Genomic DNA, 20761 nt, shown 5'->3' with positions numbered 1-20761 from the left:
AACCCGAAGGACGCCCCATGCCCAACGCCCAGCCCGCCGTCATCCAATGGGGCCTGTCCAGCTACAGCGGCTGGGGCGTCAACGGCCTGCAACTGGCCTTGAGCTGGACGCGCAGCGGGCGGCTCGTGCCGGTCTGCTCGCTGCCGCTGCGGCTGGAGGACATCGCCCTCTCCCCGCTGGAATGGCGGCGCATGGCCGGCTTCGTCCGCGAATCGGAGAGGCTCTGCCAGCAGATCGCGCCCCACGCCGGGCAGGAGGTCGGGGTGTCGGTGCCGGTCCTGCGCGGGCTCGGCAACAACCTCGTCGGCAGCCGGTCGGTGGAGAATGTGAGCCTGCGCGGCCAGCCGACCATCGGCGTCTGCTATCTGGAGGACACCGGCATCGACGCGGACGGCCGCGCCCGGGCGGAGGAGTGCGCGGCCATCGTCGCCGGCTCCAGCTTCGTCGAGCGGGTTCTGACCGGGGCCGGCATCGGGCGGGTGCGGACGGTCCTGCAAGGCGTCGATCCCAGCCATTTCCACCCGGCGCCCAGGCTGGGCTGGTTCAAGGACCGCTTCGTCGTTTTCTCCGGCGGCAAGCCGGAGTTCCGCAAGGGGCAGGACCTCGCCCTGCTCGGCTTCCGCGCCTTCGCGGAGCGCCACCCGGAGGCGTTGCTGCTGACCGCCTGGCACAACCCATGGCCGGAGAGCGCCCGCTCGCTGGAGGCCAACCCCGCCGTGGCGCCCGTGCAATTCCACGAGAACGGGCAGTTCGACGGCGCCGCCTGGGCCATCGCCAACGGTTTGCGGCCCGATCAGGTGATGGACCTCGGCCCCGTGCCCAACGCCGACATGGCCCGCATCCTGCGCGAGGTGGACGCCGGCCTGTTCCCCAACCGCGGCGAGGGCGGGACCAACCTCGTCGCCATGGAATGCATGGCCTGCGGGGTTCCGTCCATCCTGTCGGCCAACACCGGGCATCTGGACCTGATCGGGGCGGACCGCTGCATCCCGCTGACCCGGCAGCGCGCCATCAGCACCGCCTTCGGCACGGACGGCTGGGGCGAGAGCGACGTGGAGGAGATTGCCGAGGCGCTGGAAAGCCTGTGGGCCGACCGGGCCCGCGCCGCGGCCATCGGGCGGGCGGGTGCTGCCTTCCTGGCCGGGCTGACCTGGGACCGCTACGCGGACGGGGTGGCGGAGGTCCTGGAGTCGGTCCTGTAGCGCCGCCCCTACAGCGCCGCCACCGCCCGCAGCAACCGCTCCACCTCCTCCTCGTCGTTGTAATAGTGGGGAGAGGCGCGGACGACCTCGCTCAGGCCGCGGGCATCCATGTCGAAGGGGGTCGAGGGCGCGGAGGAGACCGACAGGTTGATCCCCTGGCTCCCCAGCGCGGCCTTGATGGCGCGCGGCGCCCGCCCGTCCACCGTGAAGGTGACGATGGCGCAGCGCTCCGCCCCCAGATCCCGCACCGTCACGCCGGGAAGCTCGGCCAGACGCCGCCGCAGCGCGTCGGCCAAACCGAAGGCGCGGTCGCGGATCGCCTCCAGCCCCCAGGACAGGGCGTAATCCACCGCCACGCCCAGACCCAGCCGGGCGGCGGTGTTGCTCTCCCACAGTTCGAAGCGGCGGGCGTCGGGGCGCATGGCGTAGCGGTCCGGCCCGGTCAGGGTGGCGCCGCTGAGGTCCAGCGTGTGCGGCTCGATGCGGTCGAGCCAGTCCTTGCGGACATAAAGGAAGCCGGTGCCCCGCGGCGCCCTCAGGAACTTGCGCCCCGTCGCCGACAGGAAGTCGCAGCCCAACTCCTCCACGTCCACCGGCATCTGGCCCACCGTCTGGCAGGCGTCGAGCAGATAGGGGATGCCGTGCCGCCGCGCCACCCGCCCGATGGCCGAGGCCGGGTTGACCAGCCCGCCGTTGGTCGGGATGTGGGTGATGGCGATCAGCCGGACGGGTCCCTTCCCCGGTGCCGCGATCATCGCCTCCAGCGCTTCGACGGAGGTCTGGCCGGTCTCGTCGCTGGGGATCACCTCCACCACCGCGCCGGTGCGCCGGGCCGTCTGAAGGAAGGGGATGAGGTTCGCGGCGTATTCCGCACGCGCGGCCAGGATGCGGTCGCCGGGCCGGAAGCCCTCCCCCGGCAGCGCCGCCAGCGCGTTGAAGGCCATGCCCCAGGCCGCCGTCGCGCTCTCCGCCAGCGCCACCTCCTCGCGCGAGCAGGCGAGCAGACGGGCCACGGAGCCGTAGACGCCCTCCAGCCGGTCGTCGGCACGATCCGCCGCCTCATAGCCGCCGATGGCGGCCTCCAGCGCCAGATGCCCGGTCACCGCGTCCAGCACCGGTTGCGGCGGCAGGGCGGCCCCGGCGTTGTTGAAATGGGCGACGTGCCGGGTTCCCGGTGTCTCCGCGCGGGCGCGGGCGACGTCGATCGTCATTCATCCTCCCTTTGGGGCCCGCGGCCCGGTTCGCCGATGTGGACGGCCAGCCAGACGGTCGGGGCGCCGGGATCGGTCCAGGCCACGCGATGACGCCGGCGGGCGGGGATCATCATCCAGTCGCCGGGGCCGAGCGCACGCTCCGCCTCGCCCTCGATCTGAAGGCGGGCCGCGCCCTGGACGACGAGGACGAATTCGTCCCAGCCCTGATCGTACCAGAAGCCGTCCGGCGACGCCTGCCCGGTGGACAGGATGCGTTCGATCCGCACCGTCCCGGACGAGGCCCCGGAGGCCGTCAATGTCGTGAAAATTTCGCCTGATAAGGCACCGGACGGCAGTCCCGTCAGCAGGTTGCCGAAGGGAACGCTCATCCCCACAGTTCGGGGGCGGGCGGGAACAGGGTGCCGCCTTCGTAATGCAGGGCCGGCGTGCGGTCTTCGGCCAGCAGCAGCGGCCCGTCCAGATCGATGTAGCGGGCGCCCTGCGCCACCAGGACGGCGGGCGCCATGGCCAGCGAGGTGGCGACCATGCAGCCGACCATGATGTCGAAACCGGCCTCCTGCGCCGCCTGCTTCAGCAGCAGCGCCTCGGTCAGGCCGCCGGTCTTGTCCAGTTTGATGTTCACCACCCGGTAGATGCCCTTCAGCCGGTCCAGCGAGTCCAGCCCATGGCAGGACTCGTCGGCGCCCAGCGGCACCGGGCAGTCGATGCCGCGCAGCGCCTCGTCCTGGCCGGCGGGCAGCGGCTGCTCGATCAACTCGACGCCCAGGTCCGCCAGCACCGGGGCGAAACGGTGGAGCATCTCCAGCGTCCAGGCTTCGTTGGCGTCCACGATCAGGCGGGTGGCCGGGGCGGCCTCGCGCACCGCGCGCACGCGGTCGAGATCGCCCTCCCCGGTCAGCTTCATCTTCAGCAGCGGATGGTCCGCCGCCCGCGCCTTCGCGGAGGCGGCCATGGCGGCGGGCTCGTCCACGCTCAGCGTGTAGCAGGTGGTCAGCTTCTTGGGCGCGTCGGGAAGCCCGGCGAGCCTCCAGGCCGGCTTGCCCGCCTGTTTGGCCTCCAGATCCCACAGGGCGCAATCCAGCGCGTTGCGCGCGGCCCCCGGGGGCAGGATGGCGCGCAGCCGCTCGCGGTCCAGACCGTCCGCCACCGCCCCGGCCAGGGACTCCAGCGTCCTGACGGTCTCGTCCAGCGACTCCCCGTAACGGGCGTAGGGCACGCATTCCCCGCGCCCCCGCTTGCAGGATTCCACCACCTCGGCCACCACGACCTCGGCCTCGGTCTTGGCGCCGCGCGATATGCGGAAGGTCCCCGCGATGGGGAAGGTATCGCGGCGGACGTAAAGACGGCGGGCGGTGGACGACATGCAACTCTCCAGCAACGCGACGGACCCGAAGTGTAAGCAAACCCGCCGCGATGACCAGAGCAGGGTCGGAATGCCAGCCTTACCCGTGAAGCCCGGCCCCGCCGGTGCCGGTTTGCGTCTGGCGCGGGTCCGGGTCCTGCACGATCACCCCGTACCAGCCCAGCCCCTTGTAGGTCTCGTAGCCCGGCGTCAGGGCATAGCCGTAGGTGCGTCCGCCGGCGTCGGCGTAATGCCCCATGCTCTCCCCGTTGCGGCGGAGCTGGACCGTCTCGCCGAGGATGCCGCGCCCGTCGGACGACGCGATCACCCGGTGCCGCGCGTCGAGCAGAAGGCAGCGCGAGCGCGCGCGCTCCTCCTCCTCCAGCCGGACGCCCTGGACGACGGCGGCGGCCTGCGGCTCCCAATCGAAGAAGATGCCCAGCACGCCGATGGGGTCGCCGTCCGTCTCGCCGCCGCGGCGGATGGCGGTGGCGTAGGTGGCGACCACCCGGTCCTCCAGGCGGCCGTTGCGGGCCACGTCGCCCACCGTGAACTCGCCGCCGTTGCGGGTGGCCAGCGCCTGACGGAACCACGCCTCGTCGCCCACGTGGGCGCCCAGGGCGCCGGGATAGCGGCCCGGACGGCCCGTGGCGATCACCTCGCCCTTCAGGTCGGCGATCCACAGGTCGAGATAGACGGTGTAGGATTCCAGGATGACGCCCAGCCGGTGGGAGGCGTGCCGGCGGCTGTCCTCGCTCGGGTCGGCGGCGCAATCCACCACCGCGCTGTCGGTCGCCCACCAGCGCACGTCGCAGGACCGCTCGTACAGGTTCCGGTCGATGATCTCGATCATGTTCAGCGACAGGTCGGCCAGACGCCGCCCGTGCATCTCCTGCACCATGGCGCTGCCGGTGGTGGTCAGGTGATCGACGCGGGACACGATCTCCGACCGCAGCTCCTTGGTGATGGTGTTCACCTGCTTGGAGATTTCGGAGACCTCGTTGGCGACCACCGCGAAGCCCCGCCCGGCGTCGCCCGCCCGCGACGCCTCGATCAGCGCGTTCATCGCCAGCATCTTGGTGCGGCGGGTGATGTCTTCGATCAGGGACACCTTCCGGGAAGCGACGTCCAGGACGCCGCGGGAAAGCTCGAACAGTTCGTTTCCGGCCATGCTCATCCCGAGCACCTCTGTGAGTTTGGGTGGGATATTTTTTTAGACGCCTAACCATCAAACGCTGTGCCAAACGCCCACCCGAAACCATCGGGGCGCGCAAAGCCGCGGAACGCCTGCGCTTCCGCGCGACGGACCGGGATTAACCACAACGTTTTTGAGATTTCAGTTTCGAAATTGTGATGAATTCGGCGTCATGTTGGAGTCCGAACAATCACACGCGCCACCCTTCTTGCCGCAGCGCACCCTGTGCGTCGCGTGCGCCGCAACAAAAACACCGGCTTCTCCTAAAAAATGAGGCAAAAGGTCGCAGGAGAAGACCCGCAGCCTCGGCACTGCTTAGGATACAAGCAAATGCAAAGACGCTAATCAACGCTCATGTCTTAGGCAAATGCAATTTTTCGGGAAGAAAGCCCCGGATTGCACAACGGGGCTGCGTGAGAGGGCCGGATGCACGAGACCGGGTGCACGAAACCGGATGCACGAAACCGGATGCACAGGGCCGCGTCAGGCGACCTTGTGCATCTCGTCCAGGAAAAGCTGGACCTCGCGGGTCAGCCGGTCGGCCTGGACGCTCATCTGCTCCGACGCGGCGAAGACCGCGTGGGCGGTGCCGCTGGTGCGTTCGGCGGCGGTGGTGACGTCCTGGATGTCGGCGGTGACGGCGCGGGTGCCGGCGGCGGCCTGATCCATGTTGCAGACGATCTCGCGGATCGCCGAACCCTGCTGCCCGATGCCCGAGGCGATGCCGCCGGCGATCTGGTTGATGTCCTGGATGGTGTGGCCGATGCCGACGATGGAGGCGACCGCCACGTCGGTGGAGGACTGGATGCCGGCGATCTGCCCGGCAATGTCGCCGGTGGCCTTGGCGGTCTGGTCGGCCAGCCGCTTGACCTCCTGCGCCACCACGGCGAAACCCTTGCCGGCCTCGCCGGCCCGCGCCGCCTCGATGGTGGCGTTCAACGCCAGCAGGTTGGTCTGGCTGGCGATGTCGTTGATGAGGGTCACCACCTCGCCCACCGTCTTGGCGGCGCCGGACAGCTCGGCGATCAGGGCGTTGGAGCGCTCGGCCTCGCCCGCGGCGCCGGCGGCGACCTTGGCGACCTCCTCCACCTGACGGGCGATCTCGCGGATTGAGGCGGACAGCTCCTCCGTCGCGACGGCCACGCTGTCCACCGAGGAGCCGGTCTGCGACGCCGCGGCGGCCACGGAGGACGCCTTGCCGGTGGCGGTCTGGGCGTCCGTCTCCATGTCGCGGGCGGACATCTCAAGCTGATGGGCGGTGCCGGACACCTGCTCGCACACCGCGCGGATCTGCGTCTCGAACCGGTTGGTCACGCCGGCGAAGCCCTTCACCTTGGTGGCGATGGCGTCGGTGGCGGTGTTGATGGTGCGGGAGGCGTGCAGGAAATTGCCCTGCATGCCCTTCAGCACGATCCGCCGGAAATACTTGTTGGCCGACACGTAGCTCATCGAGGCGGCGGCCTCGCGGATGAAGGCGTCGGTGCGGTCGATCGAGTCGTTCAGGGCGTGCATCAGTTCGCCCAGGTCGCCCTGCTCCCGCACATTGACGACCCGCGCCTCGAAGTCGCCGCGCGACACCGCCCGGCAGACGGCCACCGCCTGCCCCACCGCGGCGCGGGCGCGCACCATGCACAGCATGACGCCGACCAGCGCGGCCAGCGCCAGCGCCCCGATGCCGATGCGCAGCGCGGCGCCGCCGATGTCCAGCGAATCGGTCACCAGCAGCGCTGCGACGAGCAGCGCGGCCACGCCCCCCAGCCCGAACGCCTTAGAGAGAGAAGACGAATTCGTCATACCCGATCCCCTTCTCCGTCAGCAGCCCGACAACGGTGGCGAAGGCCTCGTTCATGCCCTGCTTGCGGTCTTCGTGGCGGTTTTCGATGTCCAGAAGCGTGCGGTACAGCGGCACCACCTTGTCGATCGCGCTGCGGTCCGGAACCCGGCGCGAGGAGTGATAGCCGATGAGCCGACCATTGACGTCGTAGCTGGGGGTGACGTGAGCGAACACCCAGTAATGGTCGCCGTTGCGCGCCCGGTTCACGACGTAGGCGAAGATCTCCTGCCCCGCCCCCAGCGTGTCCCACAGCAGCTTGAACACGCAGCGCGGCATGTCCGGATGGCGGACGATGGAATGCGGAGCCCCCATCAGCTCGGCCTCGCTGTAGCCGGCGACCCGCTGGAAGACGCGGTTGGCGTAGGTGATCCGGCCCTTGAGGTCGGTCTTGGAAACGATCACCTCGTCGGCGTCGAAGAACCGCTCGACCCCGGTCAGCGTCCGGTCGCGGGGGCCGGGACTGAGAACATCGCTGTGTGCCATGTGCCTGCGGTCGCGGGCCGAGAGCCCGGCGCCCCCTTATTGATTCGCATTCGATTACAGGACGTACATCTCCCCATCCGCGCGGTCCCATCGGGCACCGGCGGACGCCGCAAAATAAAGACCATGCGGGATATACAAAAGATTAAATTCGTTGCCGGACGGAAATAATGATTCAGCTCAACCGTCCGCTGCGCCTGGATCAAGGGAGAGGGCGCGTCCCCCGCTCATTCCGGCGGGTAGGGAACGGTCAGCAGCCGGCCCATGGGCGGGTTGTCGATGATCGCCGTCATGCCGTCCGGCCAGCGCACCTCCAGCCGCTCCACCGCGCGGGCGTTGCCCAGCCCGAAATGGGCCACCGGCTCCATCTGGCAGAGATAGCCCGAGCCCGCGCAGACGGAGCGGCGCTGCCGCCGCCCGCCCGCCGTGCAGGTCACCATGGCGCCGCGGGCCGGCGCGCCATAGGGGGTCAGCGGCAGCACGCGCAGCCACCCGTTGTGGTTCGCCGCCGTGCGGTACAACGACAGGGGCTGCGGCGATCCGCCGCCCGCCCCGTTGCCGTGCGCGATCAGAAGCTCCAGCCGTCCGTCGCCGTCGATGTCGGCGACCGCCGCCCCGGTCCCCAGCCCCTTTGGCTCCAGCGCGTCGCCCAGATCGACCGCCTGCCAGCGGTCGTCGCGCCACGCGAACAGGCGGTTCGGCTCGCCGTGCAGGTTGAAGAACAGCTCCTCGTAGCCGTCGTTGTCGAAATCGGCGGCCACCACGCTGGACACCCGCCCCGGAAAGGACATCTCGGGATCGGCCTCGTCCACGAATCCACCGCCGGAGCGCTGGACGAACAGCCGCTGCGGCCCTTCCCAGGCGCCGACCAGCAGCCCGAACCCGCCGTCCCCCGGCCCGTCCACCGCGGCCACTGCCCGCCCGGCGACGCGCGAATCGGCGATGCCCCGCTCCTCGGCGATCTCCTCGTAGGTTCCGTCGCCCAGGTTGCGGAACAGGAAGTTCGGCCCGCCCTCGTTGCAGGCGAACAGGTCCACGCGGTCGGACAGGAACGGCAGGGCGAGCAGGCCGCGCCCGGCGCCGATCATGTCGATCCCCGCCTCCTCCGCCGCATCCTCCAGCCGCCCGCGGCGGCTCAGCTCGAACAGGCGGAAGGGACCGCCGTCCGCCGCCACGACGAATCCATAGCGCCCGTGGCCGTGCCGGTCCATGGCGACCACCGACCGTCCGGCGACGCGGTTCGCCATGCCGGCGTTCTCCGGCTGGGCCAGCAGGTCGAGCCAGTGCTTGCCGAAACAGGCGAACAGCCGATCGCCCATCTCCTTCGGCCCGCTCGCCCGGTCGGAGTTCAGGACGTACAGCTCCTCCCGCCCGTCGCCGTCCACGTCGGCGGCGGCGATGGCGACCGCGCAGCCCGAAGGGTCGGCGAGCAACGGCCCGGCGACGTCCACCAGCCGGGAGCCGTCCCACTTGAGAACGAGGTTGTTGGTGGCGTAGCCCGTGACCACCAGTTCGAATGCCCCGTCACCATCGACGTCGGTCACGGTGATGCCGTTGGACAGGCGCGGCTGGTTGCCGTCGATCAGCCGCGAGCATTCGAAGAACATCGACCGCCACTCCCTCACTGCCTCGACGCCGCCCCGGGAGGGGATGGCCCGCACGGGCCGGCCCCTGATGGGCACCAATCCGTTGATACCTCTTCGAACGGCGGAGGTAAACCCGCACGGAAGTCCAGCCGCCGGCGGGCGGCGGCCTATGACCGAAGCGGAAGCGTTCCGGCGGGCCGGGAAGATGGCGGGCATGAAAAATCCCGCCGCAGCGGGCCGGCTGCGGCGGGATCGGTAAGGAGCGGCACGCGGTCAGCGGCGCTTTTTGACGCCGCCGTTGGTCAGGGCGCCGCCAGCGGACATCCTGACGGCATCGGATTCGTCCCCGTCCTTGGCCGGCTGCGGCCGGTTCCCGGCCACCGCCAGCTTGGCGCTTTCCTTCAGCGCCTTGGCGGCGGCCTCGCGGGCCGGCAGCTCGATGTTCAGCTCCAGGGTCGAGCAGTCGCCGCCGCGGTCCAGCTTCACCTCGACCTTGTTCTGGTCGATGTCGATGTACTTGGCGATGACGGCCAGAAGCTCCTGCTGGAGCATCGGCAGATAGTCCGGCCCGGTCCGCCCGGCGCGCTCGTGCGCCATGACGATCTGGAGACGCTCCTTGGCCTGGACCGCAGACGCGCGCGGGGCGGACCGGAAAAAGCTGAAGATGCTCATGCGGACCTCCGGAGGAGGCGGCTGAACAGGCCCTTCTTCTGGGGCGTGACGAAGCGGTGCTCCACGTCCTCGCCCAGGAAGCGCGACACCGCGTCCAGATAGGCCTGGCCGGCGTTGGACGCCTCGTCGAGGATGACCGGCATGCCGACGTTGGAGGCGCGCAGCACGGCCTGGCTTTCCGGGATCACGCCGAGCAGCGGGATCGCCAGGATTTCCAGAACGTCGTCCACCTTCAGCATCTCGCCGCGCTCGACCCGCTCCGGGTCGTAGCGGGTCAGCAGGAGCTGCTGCGTCACCGGCTCCAGCCCCTGCTCCGCCCGGCGCGAGCGGGAGGCCAGCACGCCCAGGATGCGGTCGCTGTCGCGCACCGACGAGACTTCCGGGTTGGTCACGATCACCGCGTGGTCGGCGAAGTACAGCGCCATCAGGGCGCCGCGCTCGATGCCCGCCGGGCTGTCGCAGACGATGTAGTCGAAGTCCTTGGAGAGTTCGTTCAGAACCTTCTCCACGCCTTCCCGGGTCAGGGCGTCCTTGTCGCGGGTCTGCGAGGTCGGCAGGATCGACAGGTTCTCGATGCGCTTGTCCTTGATCAGCGCCTGGCTCAGCTTCGCCTCGCCGTTGATGACGTTGATGAAGTCGAACACCACGCGCCGCTCGCAGCCCATGATGAGGTCGAGGTTGCGCAGCCCGACGTCGAAATCGATGACGACCGTCTTGAAGCCGCGCAAGGCGAGTCCGGTCGCGAAAGCGGCGGAGGAGGTCGTCTTGCCGACGCCGCCTTTGCCGGAAGTCATGACGATGATCTTGCCCAACGGAGCTTCTCCCACGTTCCTAAAAGTTGCCGCCAAGGTCCGGTTACCGGGTTACGCAGATGGGGGCCTGTGCCGGGCACGCTTTGCGTGACACCGCCGCCATGGAGGGGACCGCACAGGGGGCCATTCGATGAAGAGCCTGCAAAGGCGCCATCACAGGGGTTCCATGTGAAGATAGCCGTCGCGCAGGAAAATCTGCACCGGCTTCTTCAGCACGTCGTTTCCGAAATCCTCGCTGACGCGGTACAGCCCGGCCACCGAGACGACCTCGGCCTCCAGGCTGTGACAGAAGATGCGCGCGTTCGCATCGCCGGACACGCCGGCCAACGCCCGCCCGCGCAGCGCGCCGTAGACGTGGATGTTGCCGTCGGCCACCACCTCCGCACCGGGGGACACCGGGGCGGTGATCACCAGATCCGTCTTCTCCGCGTAGATCTGCTGGCCCGAGCGCACCGGCTCGGTCACCAGCAGCGCCGGGCGGTAGACCGGCTCGGGCGGCGGGGCCGGAACCGGGGCGGCGCCGGCCTGCGGATCGGCGGCGCGGGCGGCGGATTCCAGCTTGGCGGCGCGCCCGGCGGGCATCGGGGTCAGCCCGGCGGCCAGGGCGCCTTCCTGAACCGCGCGCGGCCCGCCCTGGAAGCCGACCGGCAGCAGATACAGGGCGCGCAGGTTGGTCACCAGCGCGGCGACGTCGAAACGCGGGGTCTCCTCCGTCAGATCCTCGAAGTCGAGGACGACCGGGGCGTTCCGGAAGAAATTGGGCGCCTGCCGCACCTTGACGGCGAGCTGGGTGAAGAAGTCCGGCGAGGCCGGATCGTTCACCTTCAGCACCATCATGGTGAAGGAATTGCCCCGCAACTGGAACGGACCGTCCCGATCGGCACCCTGCCTGGCGCTGCTCACCGCTGCCATCCTGCTTGTGTTCCTGCCGAATCCGCTTCGTCCGCAAGTCTGGGGCCATCGGCAGGGCGCCAGGGCGGAAGGGTCACCCAACCGCGTTCTAGCGGTGCCGCCCCCATCCGTTCAAGCCTTTCCCGGTGCCGATGGAGTGACAACCGCTGGCCACACGTGCGATGCGCCGGAACAGGGTGCCCCCCGCCCGGCCTGGAAGCCCATGTGTTGCGTCAACGGAAAGTCCCACCACAAAGTATGGTACCGGAACTGGATTCCGCGGGCAAAGGGTTTCGCAAGTCTATGCCCTTTTCGCGCTGCGGCATCTTTCCTCCGCCCCGCCACCCGCAAAGATGGTCCGGCGCGCACCGATGCATCCCCGCGGCGGACGGCCCGCCGAACTCCTCCGTCTCTGGGGGTAGTCCGTTGCCGTCCGGCCCCCACTTGCGGCGCATCCACAACATCTTGTGTGAATCTTTTGCGATGCCCGCAATTTCGACTGACGTTCGCCCCTGCAAGACCTATGTTGCTTATGCGAGGTTCATTTCCCGGCGAAGAGGTCCGCTTGCATCCTCCTTCGTTCCCGAGCGTCCGGTCTTCGAACGTCCGCCTGCCCCCGGCATTCCACGGCCGGCGCGGCGGATGGGACGCACGCCTCGCACCGGCAAGCCAGACTCCGGCCATCCCGTCGCCCTGCGACATCCAGGACCTCCCCTTGCGGGAGGTTTTTTTGTGCCCGGAGCCGCCGCCCACCAACGTGACGTCAGGAGAGCGACATGGCCAAACGCCAGACCAAAGGCGGCGCCGTTTCGGCGTCCGAGTCGACGGTCCACCCGCTGTTCCCCGCCGCCGGCTGGGACCCGCTGGCCGGAGCCGACCGCCGCGACCAGAGCTATCTCCGCAAGGTCAAGCCCCAGAGCCCCAACCAGAAGCGGCTGATGGAGGCGATCAGGGACCATAATCTCGTTGTGGCGCTCGGCCCCGCCGGCACCGGCAAGACCTATCTGGCGATCTCCTCCGCGGTGGAGGCGCTGGAGGACGGCAAGGTGGACCGCATCGTGCTGTCCCGCCCGGCGATCGAGGCGGGCGAGAGCATCGGTTACCTGCCGGGCGACATGCACGAGAAGATGGCCCCCTTCCTGCGCCCGCTCTACGACGCGCTGAGCGAGCGGCTGGGCGCCAAGCGCCTGCGCGCCCTGATGGCCGACGGCACCATCGAGATCGCCCCCGTGGGCTTCATGCGCGGGCGCACCCTGAACAACGCCTTCGTGGTGATCGACGAGGCGCAGAACTGCACCTACGCCCAGATCAAGATGCTGCTGACCCGGCTCGGCTGGCATTCCACCATGGTGCTGACCGGCGACCCCGACCAGTCGGATCTGCTGGACAACCTGTCGGGCCTCGCCGACATCGCGCGCCGGCTGGAGGCGGTGGAGGGCATCGCCGTCGTCCGTCTGACCGACACCGACATCGTCCGCCACCCGCTCGTCGCCAGCATGCTGACGGTGCTCTGAAGACATTGGCCGGCGGACGGCGCCGGCGCGCAATCATTCGCACACAAATTCGCAACTGCGGGAGGCCCATCGGCCTCCCCTTTCTTTTGTGCAGTGCAAAATAAATCAGCCTTTTAACTTTCAGCGGCGGGTCTGCGACGTTTTCTCACCTGCGGTTGCTCCGCCTTGACGACGGTCAGCCCTTCGGAGCAAAAGTAAGAAAAAATTTAGCAGAATTTCCGGCAGGGCAGCACCCCCCGCCGGAGACGGCGCGCCTGCGCCGGAAAATGAAACCGGAGGAACGTCAGGTGTTCGAGCGCATCAGCATCAAGGGTAAGATCTCCGTCATCCTGGGCGCGGCGGCCGCCGGGCTCGCCCTGATCGCCGTCGTCAGCCTGTTCGGCCTGCGCGCCGAGATGATGAAGGACCGTCAGGACAAGACCCGCAGCGTGGTGGAGGTCGCGCACAGCCTCGTCGCCCATTACGAGGAGATGGAGCGCAAGGGCACCCTGGCCCGCGACGCCGCCCAGGCGGCGGCCAAGGATGCGTTGCGCCGGCTGCGCTACGCCGGATCGGAGTATTTCTTCATCACCGACCGCTCGCAGCGCATGATCATGCACCCCATCCGCCCGGAGATGGACGGACAGGACCAGTCGCGCACCGCCGATCCGAACGGGAAGCTGCTGTTCGTCGAGATGACCCGCGTCGGCTTCGCGGCGGAAGGCGGGTTCGTCGATTACCTGTGGCCGAAGCCGGGCAATGCGGAGCCGGTGCCGAAAATCTCCTACGTCCGCGGGTTCGAGCCCTGGGGCTGGCTGATCGGGTCGGGCATCTATGTGGACGACGTGGCCGCGGCCTTCCGCGAAGCCGCGCTGTTCCTGGGCGGGCTGGGGCTGCTGATCGGCCTGGTTGCGACGGGCATCGCCCTGCTGGTCAGCCGGGCCATCGTCCTTCCACTGCACACCATGACCGGCGTGATGCAGACGCTGGCCAACGGCGACACGGCGGTGACCGTGAACGGCACGGACCGCGGCGACGAGATCGGCGTGATGGCCCGCACCGTGGAGATCTTCCGCAAGAACCAGATCGACCTGCAGCGCCATTGGGAACGCCGGCAGGTGGAGCACCGCGTGACCGGACAGCGCGCCCGCGCCCTGGAGCGGCTGACGGAGCGGTTCGACGCCACGGTCAGCGCCATGGTCGGCACGGTCGGCAAGGCGGTGCAGGCGCTGGAGAACACGGCGCGCTCCCTGTCGGACACCGCCGACCGCAACATGCGCGAGGCGGCCTCGGTCGCCGGGGCGTCGCAGCAGGCGTCGGTGAACGTGCAGACCGTCGCCTCCGCCGCCGAGGAGTTGAGCAGCGCCATCGCCGAGATCGGCACGCAGGTCGCCACCTCCTCGCACATCTCCATGCAGGCGGTGCACGCCTCCCGCCTGGCCAGCGACCGCATCGACGGGCTGGGCCACGCGGCGCAGAAGATCAACGAGGTCGCCGACCTGATCACCAGCATCGCCAGCCAGACCAACCTGCTGGCGCTGAACGCCACCATCGAGGCGGCGCGGGCCGGCGAGATGGGCAAGGGCTTCGCCGTCGTGGCGGGCGAGGTGAAGAACCTCGCCGGCCAGACCGCCAAGGCGACGGAGGAGATCGCGGCGCAGATCAACGAGGTCCAGCAGGCGTCCCAGGGCGCCGTCAGCGCCATCCGCGAGATCGCCGGCATCATCGCGCGCAGCGACGAGATCGGCACATCCATCGCCGCCGCCGTGCAGCAACAGGGTGCGGCGACCGGCGAGATCGCCCGCAGCGCCGGGGAGGCGGCACAGGGCACGCAGCAGGTCTCCACCAGCATCGACGAAGTCTCCGCCTCCGCCCTGGAGACGGAGAAGGCCGCCAACAGCCTGCTCGACGCCGCGGAAAGCCTGGCGCAGGAGGCCGGGTCGCTGCGCAATCTGGTGGACGCCTTCCTGGTCAACGTGGAGGCGATCAACAGCGCGGAGCTGGCCTCCCTCTTCGCCCCCGCCGGGGAGGACGTCTTCATGCCCTGGAACGACACGCTGGCCGTCGGGCAGGAGGACATCGACAACGACCACATGATTCTGGTCGCGCTGATCAACCGCGCGGCGCGGCGCATCCGGGGCGGCGAAGTGCCGCACGCCATCGGGTCGGCCATCGACCAGCTCGTCGCCTACACCGTCCTGCATTTCGAGCAGGAGGAGCGGGTGATGGAGCGGTCCGCCTATCCCGACTTCGTGCAGCACAAGGCGCAGCACGACGCCCTGCGCAAGCGCGTGGCCGAGTTGAAGCAGCGCTTCGAGTCCGGAGAGGCGCGGGTCGGCGACGACCTGCTGGCCCTGTTCCGCGACTGGCTGACCGGCCACATCCAGCGCTTCGACAAGCGCATCGGAAGCCATTTGGAAGGGCGCGGCGGGAACGACCAGCCGGCGGCGGCCGTGCGGCGCGCGGCCTGACCGGACATTCCCCCGGACCGGAAGCGGACGGCGTACATGCCCCCTTGACCTGGGCCGCGCGCCGCCCCATTCCAGGCTGTCATGAAAGCCCGACTCATCCGCATCGCCGCCGCCTCCGCCGTGGGGCTCGTGATCGCCGCCGGCATCGCCTGGTGGCAGGTCGAAAACGCCGCCAGCACGGTGCAGAGCAGCGTGCCCATCGGCGGCCCCTTCACCCTGACCGACCACACCGGGCGGACGGTCACCGACGCCGACTACCGCGGCAAGTATCTGCTGGTCAATTTCGGCTACACCTACTGCCCCGACGTCTGCCCGACCGAGCTGGGCACCATCGCCCGCACGCTCGACCTGCTGGGCCAGCAGGCGGACAAGGTGCAGCCGCTGTTCATTTCCATCGACCCGGAGCGCGACACGGTGGCGCATCTGAAGGACTATGTGGCCCTGTTCCACCCCCGCCTGGTCGGGCTGACCGGCACGCCGGAGCAGGTGAAGGCCGCGGCGAAGGCCTACCGGGTCTATTATGCCAAGGCGCCGCAGGAAGGCGGAAAGCCCGGCGACTATTTGATGGACCACTCCAGTTTTCTTTACCTGATGGGCCCTGACGGGCGCTTCCTCGGGGTCTATCCGGGGGGCACCAGCGCCGACCGCGTGGCCCAGGATCTGGGCAGCCGGATCGCCGGTTGACGGTAAGCGGGAGCGAAACCGTGCCCCTTGACGCGGTATTACCAAGGTTTCGGCGCGGTTTCGTTGGGTTTTCAAGCACTTGTATTATGGGTTTTGCGACTTGACAGGGTTGTGCCCTGTCCGTATGGTCTCGCCGCTTTCGCGTGGCTGCGAGCCAACGGGGACAACGAAGCGACATGAGCGACGAAAAGCCCCCGCCGTCTCTGGCAGAGCTTGACGCCCGACTGAAGAAGGCGCGTGAAGGGAAGGAATCGCAGAGCGGTCCGGGGAAATATCACCGGCTGCCGCAGAGTCCTCTCGGCATCGCCTTCCGCATCGGGACCGAGCTGGTCGCGGCCATGATCGTTGGCGTCGGTGGCGGGCTTCTGCTCGACCGCTGGCTCGGAACGGCGCCCTGGGGATTGATCGTCATGTTCTTCCTCGGCGCGGCGGCCGGAATTCTGAATGTCTACCGGGCCATCACCGGGCTCGGGTTCGCCCCCGGCTACCGCCGGGCCCGTGAGGATGACAACGAGCGCCCCAACGGCGACGCACACTGAGCGAGGACGACCTTGGATCCGCTGCACCAGTTCCAGATCAACCCGATCCTCCAGATCGTGATCGCCGGGTATGACGTGTCCTTCACGAACTCGGCCTTCTTCATGGTCGTGGCGGTCGCGCTGATCTACGCGCTGCTCGTCTTCGGCATGTCTGGCCGCGCCCTGGTTCCGGGCCGCCTCCAGTCCCTGGCCGAGATTTTCTACGAATTCGTCGCCAACATGGTTCGGGACAACGCCGGGCACGACGCCCGTCCCTACTTCCCGTTCGTGTTCGCGATCTTCATGTTCGTGCTGTTCGGCAACCTCGTCGGCATGATCCCCTTCACCTTCACCTTCACCAGCCACATCATCGTGACCTTCACGCTGGCGGCGACGGTGTTCGTGTTCGTGACCGTCCTGGCCCTGATGAAGCACGGCCTGCACTTCTTCAGCTTCTTCATGCCGCACGGCGCGCCGGTGGCCCTCGCCCCGATCCTCATCCCGATCGAGGTGATCTCCTACCTGATGCGTCCCGTCAGCCTGTCGATCCGACTGTTCGCCAACATGATGGCCGGTCACACCATGCTGAAGGTGTTCGCGGGCTTCACGGTTATGATGATCAGCGGCCTGGGCGCCGTCGGCTTCCTGGCCGGCCTCGTCCCGCTGGCCATCAACATCGCGCTGACCGGCTTCGAGTTCCTGGTCGCGTTCCTGCAAGCCTACGTCTTCTCGATCCTGACCTGCCTGTACATCCGCGACGCTCTGGAACTGCACTGAGCACCAGCGCCGACACGGATCATCCCTTCACCTTTTTCTCCACAGTTCACCCTTACCTAGAGGAATGAGTACCATGGAAGCTGAAGCCGCCAAGTACGTCGGTGCCGGTCTGGCCGTTATCGCTCTCGCCGGCGTCGGCCTGGGTATCGGCAACATCTTCTCGACCCTGATCGGCTCGATCGCCCGCAACCCGGCCGTCCAGCCGAAGGTCTTCCCGATCGGCATTCTGGGCTTCGCGCTGACGGAAGCCGTCGCGCTCTTCGCCCTGCTGATCGCCTTCCTGATCCTGTTCGCCTAAGGCCCGAGCGAACTTCAAACTTCGCTCTGACGCGGCGCCGGGCTCTCGAAGTTTCGGCGCCGCATTCTTGCCTAGGGGGACCGATCCATGCCGAACCTGTTGGCCAAGCGACGGCTGGTCCGCTGGTCGGGTGCTGCGGGCGCCTCGCTCGCCACTCTGACCGTGCTTGCCGGTAACGTCCTGGCGGCGGCGGCGGAGCACGCGCCGGACGCCGCCCATGGCGGCGAGCATGCCGCCGGCGGCCTGCCGCAGCTCAATCCCGCCACCTTCCCCACCCAGATCTTCTGGCTGGCGCTGACCTTCATCACCCTCTACTACCTCCTGTCCAAGAAAGCGCTGCCGCGCGTGGCGGAGGTTCTGGAGGAGCGCCAGGAGCGCATTTCGCGCGACCTGAGCAAGGCCGCTTCGCTCAAGGAAGAGGCCGAGGCCGCCATGGCCCAGGTCGATCAGTCCCTCGCCGGGGCCCGTTCCGAAGCCCAGGCCCTGATCGCCCAGGTGGCCGCCGAGATCGATGCGAACAACCACGCCCGCCAGGCCCAGTTGAACGCCGAGAACGCCGAACGTCTGCGCAGCGCCGAGGCGAGCATCGCCGCGGCCAAGGAGCAGGCGATCGCCAACGTCCGGTCCGTCTCCGCCGACATCGCCCGTGACGTCGCCGGCCGTCTGGCCGGGCTGGACGTCGACGCGGCCCAGGCCGATGCGGCCGTCGCCGCCGTGATCGAGGAGCGCCGGTCATGAATACCCCTGAAATGTGGGTCGCCATCGCCTTCGTGATCTTCGCCGCCCTGGTGTGGAAGAAGGCGGCCGGCGCGATCACCGGCCTTCTCGACGCCCGCGCCGAGAAGATCCGGGCGGAGCTGGACGAGGCCCAGCGCCTGCGTGAGGACGCCCAGGCCCTGCTGGCCAACTACCAGCGCCGTCAGCGCGACGCGCTGAAGGAGGCCGAGGCCATCATCGCCCACGCCCGCGAGGAGGCCGACCGTCTCCGCTCGCAGGCCGGCTCCGACCTCGAAGCGTCGCTGAAGCGCCGCGAGGCCCAGGCCATGGACCGCATCGCCCAGGCGGAAGCCTCCGCTCTGGCCGAGGTCCGCAACCTGACCGTCGACATCGCCGTCGACGCCAGCCGCCGCATCCTGGAAACCGGCATTCAGCCGGCCCAGGCGGACAAGCTGATCGATCAGGCGATCGCCGAACTGCCGAAGCACCTGCACTGAGCGTCCGACCCGGCGCATCGTTGCAGCAGCGGCAACGGTCTTTCGAAAAACCCCGGCCTAGGCGCCGGGGTTTTTCTTTGGTCGAATGGTTCCGCAACCCGGAGCCACTTTCATGACCGCGACCCAGCCGACTTCCCCCCTGCCCTTCCCCAGCGTCTTCGTTTCCCACGGCGCCCCCACCCTCATCATCGAGGATTCGCCCGGCCGCCATTTCCTGGCGGGATTGGGCAGGCGGCTGGGCCGCCCCTCCGCGGTGATCGCCGTGTCGGCCCACTGGACGACCCGCCGCCCCACCATCAGCGGGGCCGCGCAGCCGGACACCATCCACGACTTCTACGGCTTCCCCCGCGCCCTCTACGCGATGCGCTACGCCGCGCCCGGCGCCCCGGCGCTGGCCGACCGCGTGCGGGACCTGACCGGCGCCGCGGTGGAGCCCGGCCAGGGACTCGACCATGGCGCCTGGGTGCCGCTGATGCTGATGTACCCGGAGGCCGACATCCCGGTCGCCCAGCTCTCGGTCCAGCCCGGCGCCACCGCCGCCGACCACATCGCGCTGGGCCGCGCCCTGGCCCCCTTGCGGCGCGAGGGCGTGCTGGTCCTGGGCAGCGGCGGCGCCGTCCACAATCTCGGCGATTTCCGCTTCGGCGAGAGCGGCGTGGCCGGCTGGGCGGAGGGCTTCGCCGATTGGCTCGACGGGGTGCTGGCGGCGGGCGACGAACCGTCCCTGGCCGACTGGAAGGCCCTCTGCCCGCAGGCCAGGACGGCCCACCCCACCGACGAGCATTTCCTGCCGCTGCCCGTGGCCTTCGGCGCCGCCGGCAAAGCCGTGCGGACGGAACGGCTTCACGCCGGTTTCGAGCATGGCAGCATCGGCATGCACGCTTATGCCTTCCACGGCATGGCGGATGATTAAAGCGCGCCGGACCGTTCGCACTTGTCTGTTTGCGCCGTTGCTTCGCCAAGCTACAATCCGCGCCACCCGTCCGTGCACACGGCAGGGTTTCTGACAACGTCGGGCTTTCCCCGCCCGCAGCATTCGGCCGGATCTCGTGTCTTACGAACGACAGCGCGTACGGGACGTGGCGTGAAGCGGAACGGAACCCTGCCCCGGTCCGGCGACGCCCCTCCCTCCATCGGTGCCCCGGACAACGCCCGGGGTAAGGGCCGGGACGGCGCCAACCGCCCCTTTCCGGGGCTGGGCCTTCTGCGCCGGCTGGACGGGCTGACGCTCGCCGCGCGGGTCGGGCTCGGCTTCGGCGCGGTGCTCGCTCTGGTGCTCCTGCTGGCGCTGATCGGCGTGGCCTCGCTCTACGGGGTCAGCCGGCAGGTCGGGACCTTCTCCGCCTACGCCGACTCGTCCCAGACCGCCGCCGATCTCGACATCGCGCTGCGCGACCTGGAGGTCTCGGTGCGCGACCATCTGGCGGAGGGCGACCAGCAGAGCCTGCTCGACGCCGGCTTGCGCCGCGACGGCATGCTGGACCGGCTGACCGCGCTGGCCGGCATGGTGCGCGGCGACGCCGACCGTCGCTCGGTGGAGGAGGCGCGCAAGGCGCTGGATGCCTATTGGGCCGGTTTCGAATCGCTGGTGGCCCTGCGCGGCGAGCGCGCCCGCCTCACCGAGTCGGTGCTGGAACCGCAAATTTCCCGGATCCGGGCCGGGCTGGGTCGGCTGAAGGACGCCGGCGGCGTCGATTCCGCGGCGCTGGCCGGGGACGCGACCGTCGCGATCCTGATGATGCAGGACCATCTCGGCCGCTACATGGCGCGGCGCGACGACCGCGACTCGCTGCGCATGCGCGCGGAGCTGGGCAACGCCCGCGCCAAGTTGGCGGAAATGAACCGCTATCTCTGGGTCCCCGGCACCCGCCAGACCATCGACGAGGTGGAAGCGGCGCTCGCCGGCATCGACGGCGTGCTGGACGGCATCGAGACCTCCCTCGCCGACGAGGATACCCTGCGCGCCGAGCGGCTGGCGCCGAACGCCGCCGCCGTCGCGGCCCACGCGGCGGAGGTGCGCCAGCGCAACGACGCCATCGCGGCCGATCTGCGCGGCGGGCTGGCCGAGCAGTCCTGGC

Annotated in this window: 19 protein-coding genes and 2 pseudogenes; 11 read left to right on the top strand and 10 right to left on the bottom strand. The window is 69.1% G+C overall.

What is annotated here, in order from left to right:
* Nucleotides 1–17 precede the first annotated feature (17 nt).
* Nucleotides 18–1202 (top strand): glycosyltransferase family 4 protein, encoded by a 1185-nt coding sequence (locus QSG27_RS10440; protein ID WP_306705829.1) that lies wholly within the window; start codon nucleotides 18–20, stop codon nucleotides 1200–1202.
* Between the two features lie 8 nt (nucleotides 1203–1210).
* Here QSG27_RS10440 and QSG27_RS10435 read toward each other — a convergent pair whose 3' ends face one another.
* The 10 genes and pseudogenes from QSG27_RS10435 to minC form a co-directional block, all read right to left on the bottom strand.
* The gene (locus QSG27_RS10435; RefSeq protein ID WP_306705827.1) at nucleotides 1211–2413 is read right to left on the bottom strand and encodes an aminotransferase class V-fold PLP-dependent enzyme; all 1203 of its coding nucleotides are present in this window, start codon (nucleotides 2411–2413) and stop codon (nucleotides 1211–1213) included.
* A complete protein-coding gene (locus QSG27_RS10430) occupies nucleotides 2410–2784 on the bottom strand; it encodes a cupin domain-containing protein (protein ID WP_306705825.1) in 375 nt (124 codons plus the stop codon). The genes QSG27_RS10435 and QSG27_RS10430 overlap by 4 nt, the downstream gene beginning before the upstream one ends.
* Nucleotides 2781–3779: an N-acetyl-D-Glu racemase DgcA gene (gene dgcA / locus QSG27_RS10425; RefSeq protein WP_306705823.1), complete on the bottom strand. Its 999-nt coding sequence runs from the start codon at nucleotides 3777–3779 to the stop codon at nucleotides 2781–2783. The genes QSG27_RS10430 and dgcA overlap by 4 nt, the downstream gene beginning before the upstream one ends.
* A gap of 79 nt (nucleotides 3780–3858) precedes the next feature.
* A complete protein-coding gene (locus tag QSG27_RS10420; RefSeq protein ID WP_306705821.1) occupies nucleotides 3859–4935 on the bottom strand; it encodes a methyl-accepting chemotaxis protein in 1077 nt (358 codons plus the stop codon).
* A 501-nt stretch (nucleotides 4936–5436) separates the two neighbouring features.
* Nucleotides 5437–5928 (bottom strand): annotated as a pseudogene (locus QSG27_RS29260) (methyl-accepting chemotaxis protein); the annotation flags it as partial.
* A gap of 793 nt (nucleotides 5929–6721) precedes the next feature.
* On the bottom strand, nucleotides 6722–7270 hold the full coding sequence (locus QSG27_RS10410) for a PAS domain-containing protein (RefSeq protein WP_306705817.1): 549 nt from the start codon (nucleotides 7268–7270) through the stop codon (nucleotides 6722–6724).
* Between the two features lie 224 nt (nucleotides 7271–7494).
* On the bottom strand, nucleotides 7495–8874 hold the full coding sequence (locus QSG27_RS10405; RefSeq protein ID WP_306705815.1) for a CRTAC1 family protein: 1380 nt from the start codon (nucleotides 8872–8874) through the stop codon (nucleotides 7495–7497).
* 252 nt (nucleotides 8875–9126) lie between these two features.
* A complete protein-coding gene (gene minE / locus QSG27_RS29335; protein WP_456062065.1) occupies nucleotides 9127–9525 on the bottom strand; it encodes a cell division topological specificity factor MinE in 399 nt (132 codons plus the stop codon).
* A complete protein-coding gene (gene minD, locus QSG27_RS10395; RefSeq protein WP_306705813.1) occupies nucleotides 9522–10337 on the bottom strand; it encodes a septum site-determining protein MinD in 816 nt (271 codons plus the stop codon). Before minD ends, minE begins: the two co-directional genes overlap by 4 nt.
* Nucleotides 10338–10490: 153 nt before the next feature.
* Nucleotides 10491–11249: a septum site-determining protein MinC gene (minC, locus tag QSG27_RS10390; RefSeq protein ID WP_407653201.1), complete on the bottom strand. Its 759-nt coding sequence runs from the start codon at nucleotides 11247–11249 to the stop codon at nucleotides 10491–10493.
* A 755-nt stretch (nucleotides 11250–12004) separates the two neighbouring features.
* Here minC and QSG27_RS10385 point away from each other — a divergent pair.
* From QSG27_RS10385 to QSG27_RS10340, 10 genes and pseudogenes are all read left to right on the top strand, one after another.
* Nucleotides 12005–12742, top strand: a complete 738-nt coding sequence (locus tag QSG27_RS10385) for a PhoH family protein (RefSeq protein ID WP_306705809.1) — start codon at nucleotides 12005–12007, stop codon at nucleotides 12740–12742.
* A gap of 287 nt (nucleotides 12743–13029) precedes the next feature.
* Nucleotides 13030–15192, top strand: coding sequence for a bacteriohemerythrin (locus tag QSG27_RS10380; protein WP_306705807.1), 2163 nt, complete (start codon nucleotides 13030–13032; stop codon nucleotides 15190–15192).
* An 81-nt stretch (nucleotides 15193–15273) separates the two neighbouring features.
* Nucleotides 15274–15876, top strand: coding sequence for an SCO family protein (locus tag QSG27_RS10375; RefSeq protein WP_306705805.1), 603 nt, complete (start codon nucleotides 15274–15276; stop codon nucleotides 15874–15876).
* A gap of 176 nt (nucleotides 15877–16052) precedes the next feature.
* Nucleotides 16053–16415, top strand: coding sequence for an AtpZ/AtpI family protein (locus QSG27_RS10370; RefSeq protein ID WP_306705803.1), 363 nt, complete (start codon nucleotides 16053–16055; stop codon nucleotides 16413–16415).
* 12 nt (nucleotides 16416–16427) lie between these two features.
* A complete protein-coding gene (locus QSG27_RS10365) occupies nucleotides 16428–17171 on the top strand; it encodes a F0F1 ATP synthase subunit A (protein ID WP_094305931.1) in 744 nt (247 codons plus the stop codon).
* A 73-nt stretch (nucleotides 17172–17244) separates the two neighbouring features.
* Nucleotides 17245–17469: an ATP synthase subunit C family protein gene (locus QSG27_RS10360; RefSeq protein ID WP_014239727.1), complete on the top strand. Its 225-nt coding sequence runs from the start codon at nucleotides 17245–17247 to the stop codon at nucleotides 17467–17469.
* Between the two features lie 87 nt (nucleotides 17470–17556).
* On the top strand, nucleotides 17557–18207 hold the full coding sequence (locus QSG27_RS10355; protein WP_306705793.1) for a F0F1 ATP synthase subunit B family protein: 651 nt from the start codon (nucleotides 17557–17559) through the stop codon (nucleotides 18205–18207).
* Nucleotides 18204–18683: a F0F1 ATP synthase subunit B family protein gene (locus tag QSG27_RS10350; protein WP_306705791.1), complete on the top strand. Its 480-nt coding sequence runs from the start codon at nucleotides 18204–18206 to the stop codon at nucleotides 18681–18683. Before QSG27_RS10355 ends, QSG27_RS10350 begins: the two co-directional genes overlap by 4 nt.
* A gap of 112 nt (nucleotides 18684–18795) precedes the next feature.
* On the top strand, nucleotides 18796–19596 hold the full coding sequence (locus tag QSG27_RS10345; protein WP_306705789.1) for a DODA-type extradiol aromatic ring-opening family dioxygenase: 801 nt from the start codon (nucleotides 18796–18798) through the stop codon (nucleotides 19594–19596).
* 171 nt (nucleotides 19597–19767) lie between these two features.
* Nucleotides 19768–20761 (top strand): annotated as a pseudogene (locus QSG27_RS10340) (sensor histidine kinase); the annotation flags it as partial.

Source organism: Azospirillum isscasi, from assembly GCF_030849505.1.
GTDB classification, from domain to species: domain Bacteria; phylum Pseudomonadota; class Alphaproteobacteria; order Azospirillales; family Azospirillaceae; genus Azospirillum; species Azospirillum isscasi.
This window is presented reverse-complemented; position numbering and strand designations above follow the sequence as displayed.

Coding starts and splice junctions, on each gene's coding strand:
- dgcA (WP_306705823.1), bottom strand. CDS start 3,779: ATGTCGTCCACCGCCCGCCGTCTTTACGTCCGCCGCGATACCTTCCCC.
- QSG27_RS10350 (WP_306705791.1), top strand. CDS start 18,204: ATGAATACCCCTGAAATGTGGGTCGCCATCGCCTTCGTGATCTTCGCC.
- minE (WP_456062065.1), bottom strand. CDS start 9,525: ATGAGCATCTTCAGCTTTTTCCGGTCCGCCCCGCGCGCGTCTGCGGTC.
- QSG27_RS10360 (WP_014239727.1), top strand. CDS start 17,245: ATGGAAGCTGAAGCCGCCAAGTACGTCGGTGCCGGTCTGGCCGTTATC.
- QSG27_RS10435 (WP_306705827.1), bottom strand. CDS start 2,413: ATGACGATCGACGTCGCCCGCGCCCGCGCGGAGACACCGGGAACCCGG.
- QSG27_RS10430 (WP_306705825.1), bottom strand. CDS start 2,784: ATGAGCGTTCCCTTCGGCAACCTGCTGACGGGACTGCCGTCCGGTGCC.
- QSG27_RS10440 (WP_306705829.1), top strand. CDS start 18: ATGCCCAACGCCCAGCCCGCCGTCATCCAATGGGGCCTGTCCAGCTAC.
- QSG27_RS10385 (WP_306705809.1), top strand. CDS start 12,005: ATGGCCAAACGCCAGACCAAAGGCGGCGCCGTTTCGGCGTCCGAGTCG.
- QSG27_RS10370 (WP_306705803.1), top strand. CDS start 16,053: ATGAGCGACGAAAAGCCCCCGCCGTCTCTGGCAGAGCTTGACGCCCGA.
- QSG27_RS10375 (WP_306705805.1), top strand. CDS start 15,274: ATGAAAGCCCGACTCATCCGCATCGCCGCCGCCTCCGCCGTGGGGCTC.
- minC (WP_407653201.1), bottom strand. CDS start 11,249: ATGGCAGCGGTGAGCAGCGCCAGGCAGGGTGCCGATCGGGACGGTCCG.
- QSG27_RS10410 (WP_306705817.1), bottom strand. CDS start 7,270: ATGGCACACAGCGATGTTCTCAGTCCCGGCCCCCGCGACCGGACGCTG.
- QSG27_RS10355 (WP_306705793.1), top strand. CDS start 17,557: ATGCCGAACCTGTTGGCCAAGCGACGGCTGGTCCGCTGGTCGGGTGCT.
- QSG27_RS10420 (WP_306705821.1), bottom strand. CDS start 4,935: ATGAGCATGGCCGGAAACGAACTGTTCGAGCTTTCCCGCGGCGTCCTG.
- QSG27_RS10405 (WP_306705815.1), bottom strand. CDS start 8,874: ATGTTCTTCGAATGCTCGCGGCTGATCGACGGCAACCAGCCGCGCCTG.
- QSG27_RS10345 (WP_306705789.1), top strand. CDS start 18,796: ATGACCGCGACCCAGCCGACTTCCCCCCTGCCCTTCCCCAGCGTCTTC.